The 4,067-nt window shown below is 74.4% G+C and carries 1 protein-coding gene; it reads left to right on the top strand.

Annotation, left to right across the window (positions count from 1 at the left end; genetic code table 11):
* Positions 1 to 4,067: SDR family NAD(P)-dependent oxidoreductase (locus ACZ60X_RS43740; protein ID WP_469611406.1), on the top strand; the 4,067-nt coding region annotated here is incomplete at both ends.

Below are 4,067 nucleotides of genomic sequence, written 5' to 3'. Positions count from 1 at the left end.
CTGGTCGAACTCGCGGTCCGGGCCGGTGACGAGGTCGGCTGCGGGGTACTGGACGAACTGGTCATCGAGGCTCCACTGGTGGTGCCCGAGCAGGGGGGCGTGCGGGTGCAGGTCGCCGTCGGCGGGCCGGACGAGGCCGGTGCCCGCAGCGTGGAGGTGTACTCCACCCGCCAGGACGCCGGCCCCCGGAGCGGCCCCGACGGCTGGACCCGGCACGCCAGCGGGACCCTGGTCACGGCCGTCCCGCCCGCCGCCACCCACACCTTCGACTTCACCGCCTGGCCCCCGCCCGGCGCCCAGCAGGTCGACATCACCGACGGCTACGACAAGCTGACGCACGCCGGATACGGGTACGGCCCGGCGTTCCAGTGCGTGCGGAAGGTCTGGCGGCGCGAGGGCGAGGTGTTCGCCGAGGTCGCCGTACCGCAGGAGCAGCGGGAGAACGCCGCCGGGTTCGGCATCCATCCGGCGCTGCTCGATGCCGCGCTGCACGCGAGCATCCTGGACGCGGCCGCCCGGGCCAGTGACGGCGCCGTGGCGGACGAGGAGCCGGTGGTGCGGCTGCCGTTCGCCTGGAACGGGCTCACACTGCACGCCTCCGGCGCCACGTCGATCCGGGTACGGCTGCTGCGTCCCGGCCCGGACACGCTGTCGCTGGAGGCTGTCGACGACACCGGCGGCCCGGTGCTGACGCTGGACTCGCTCGTCTCGCGGGCCGTCTCCGGGGAGCAGTTGGAGGCGGCGGCTGGGAGTGGGTCCGGTTCGGATGCGTTGTTCCGGGTGGAGTGGGGGGTGCTGTCGTCGGCTGTCAGCGGTGCTGGTGGTGGTGTGGTTTCGGGTGTGAGGGTGGTGGAGGCGCGTACTGGTGGGGGCGGTGATGTGCCGGTGGCGTTGGTGGGTCGGGTGCTGGGGGCGGTGCGGGGGTGGTTGGCGGAGGACCGGCCGGTGGAGGAGGGGCGGTTGGTGGTGGTGACGCGGGGTGCGGTGCCGGCTGGTGGTGAGGGGGCGGTCACTGATCCCGGTGGTGCGGCGGTGTGGGGGTTGGTGCGTGCGGCGCAGGCGGAGAACCCGGACCGGATCGTTCTCGTGGACACGGACCCCGGTAGTGATACGGGGATCGAGGCGGTGGGCCTGGGCGTGTTGCTCGCCACCGGTGAACCGCAACTGGCGGTGCGTGGTGAGGTGCTGTACGTACCGCGGCTGGCCAGGTTGTCTCCCGTCGGTGGCTCCGCGGCACCGGTGCTGGACCCGCAGGGCACGGTCCTGATCACCGGCGGTACGGGTTCGCTGGCCGGGCTGCTGGCCCGGCATCTGGTGTCCCGGCACGGCGTCCGGCACCTGGCGCTGGTCAGTCGCAGCGGTCCGGAGGCCGACGGGGCGCGGGAGTTGGTGGCGGAGCTGGAGGGGCTGGGTGCGGAGTCGGTGGCCGTGCCCGCCTGTGATGTGACCGACCGGGACGCTGTGGCGGCCCTGCTGACCGGGCTGACCGGGGGCGGGCGGCGGCTGTCCGCCGTCGTCCACGCGGCCGGTGTGTTCGATGCGGGGGTGGTCGGCGAGATCGAACCCGAGCGGCTGGCCCGGGTGTTCGCGCCGAAGGTCACCGCCGTGGAGCACCTGGACGCGCTGACACGTCAACTCGCCCCCGACCTGGACGCGTTCATCACGTACTCGTCCGTCTCCGGCGTCTTCCTGGGTGCGGGAACCGGGAGTTACGGTGCCGCGAACGCCTGCATGGACGCCCTGGTGGCGCGTCGTCGGGCGGCCGGGTTCCCGGCGCAGTCGCTGGCCTGGGGCTTGTGGGAGCAGACCACCGGCATGGGCGCCGGCCTGGACGAACTGTCCCGCGGCCGCATGAGCCGCCGTGGCGGTGTGCTGCCGCTCGGGCCCGAGGAAGGCATGCGGCTGTTCGACGCGGCACTGGGCAGCGGACAGACCCTGCTCGTGCCGGTGAAACTGGACCTGCGGAGTCTGCGGGCCGACGCGACCGTGCCGCCGCTGCTGCGCGGCCTCGTCCGCGCGGGCCGGCGTGCCGCGCGCGGGAGCGGACGCGAGGGCCGGGACGGACTCGCCGGGCGGCTGGCCGGGCTGGCCCCCGCCGAGCAGGAGGCACTGCTGCTCGACCTGGTCCGCACCCATGTCGCGAACGTCCTGGGGCACACCGGGCCGGAGCGGGTCAGGACCGAAACGGCCTTCAAGGACGCCGGGTTCGACTCCCTCACCTCCGTCGAACTGCGCAACCGGCTGCGCGAGGCCACCGGCCTCAACCTGCCCGTCACCGCCGTCTTCGACTACCCGACCCCGCTCGCCCTCGCCCGGCACCTGCACGCCGAGTTCCAGGGGGCGACCCCGGCCGCACCCGCGCCGGTGGCCACGCCGCACGACCCCGGCGAGCCGATCGCCGTGGTGGGCATGGCCTGCCGGCTGCCCGGCGGAGTCGGCAGCCCCGAGGACCTGTGGCGCCTGGTCCGCGAGGGCCGCGACGGCGTCACCGGGTTCCCCGCGGACCGCGGCTGGGACCTCGACACGGTCTTCGACGCCGACCCCGAACACACCGGCACCTCCTACGTCGCCCAAGGCGGCTTCCTGCACGAGGCGCCGCTGTTCGACCCGGTGTTCTTCGGGATCTCGCCGCGCGAGGCGGTGGCCATGGACCCGCAGCAGCGGCTGCTGCTGGAGACGTCCTGGGAGGCGCTGGAGCAGGCCGGCATCGACCCCACCGCGCTCAAGGGCACCGACGTCGGCGTGTTCAGCGGCATCATGGGCGTCGACTACTACTCCGGCGGCGACGTGCCGGAGGAAGTGGGCGGTTTCGCGCTGACCGGCGCCGGAGCCAGCGTGGCCTCCGGCCGGGTGTCGTACGTCTTCGGCTTCGAGGGCCCCGCCGTGACCGTCGACACCGCCTGTTCCTCCTCCCTCGTCGCCCTGCACCTGGCCGCGCAGGCCCTGCGCACCGGCGAATGCTCCCTGGCCCTGGCCGGCGGCTCCACGGTGATGGCCGGGCCCGGGATGTTCATGGAGTTCTCCCGGCAGCGGGCGCTGGCCTCGGACGGGCGGTGCAAGTCGTACGCCGACGCCGCCGACGGCACCGGCTGGGCCGAGGGCGCGGGCGTGGTCGTACTGGAGCGGCTGTCGCAGGCGCGGCGCAAGGGGCACCCGGTGCTGGCCGTGATCCGCGGCAGCGCCGTCAACCAGGACGGCGCCTCCAACGGGCTCACCGCGCCCAACGGGCCCTCACAGCAGCGGGTGATCCGCAAGGCGCTGGCCGCCGCCGGGCTGACCCCGGCGGACGTGGACCTGGTGGAGGGGCACGGCACGGGCACGGTCCTGGGCGACCCGATCGAGGCGCAGGCCCTGCTGGCGACCTACGGCAAGGACCGGGAGCCCGAACGACCCCTGTGGCTCGGCTCGTTGAAGTCCAACATCGGGCACGCCCAGGCCGCCGCCGGGGTCGCCGGCGTGATCAAGGCGGTACAGGCCCTGCGGCACCGCGAGATGCCCGCGACGCTGCACGTCGACGCGCCCTCCTCCCAGGTCGACTGGTCGGCCGGTGCGGTACGGCTGCTCACCGAGGCCCGTGAGTGGGCCGACCCGGGGCGACCGCGCCGGGCCGCGGTGTCGTCGTTCGGGCTCAGCGGCACCAACGCGCACGTCATCCTCGAAGAGGCCTCCGAAACCCGGGAGGACCCCGCCGACGAGGCAGAACGACCGGCCGGCGTCGTCCCGTTCGAGGCGGAACGACCGCCCACCGTCGTCCCGTTCGTGGTGTCGGCTCGTGGCGCCACGGCGCTCGCCGGGCAGGCCGCACGGCTCGCCGCCTTCCTCGCCGGCACCGACGCGACGCCCACCGACGTCGCAGCCGTCCTGGCGACCAGGCGGGCCGCGCTGCCGGACCGTGCCGTGGTCGTGGCAGGCACCCGCGAGGAGGCCGTCGCCGGACTGGACGCGCTCACCCGCGGCGAGAACAGCCCCGCCGTGGTGACCGGCGGTGCTGCTTCTGTCGGGCGGACGGTGTTGGTGTTTCCGGGTCAGGGTTCGCAGTGGCTGGGGATGGGGCGGGAGTTGTTGGA

The organism is Streptomyces sp. NPDC104106, from assembly GCF_055584345.1.
The sequence above is the reverse complement of the archived record's forward strand: the minus strand, read 5'-3'. Positions and strand labels throughout refer to the sequence as shown.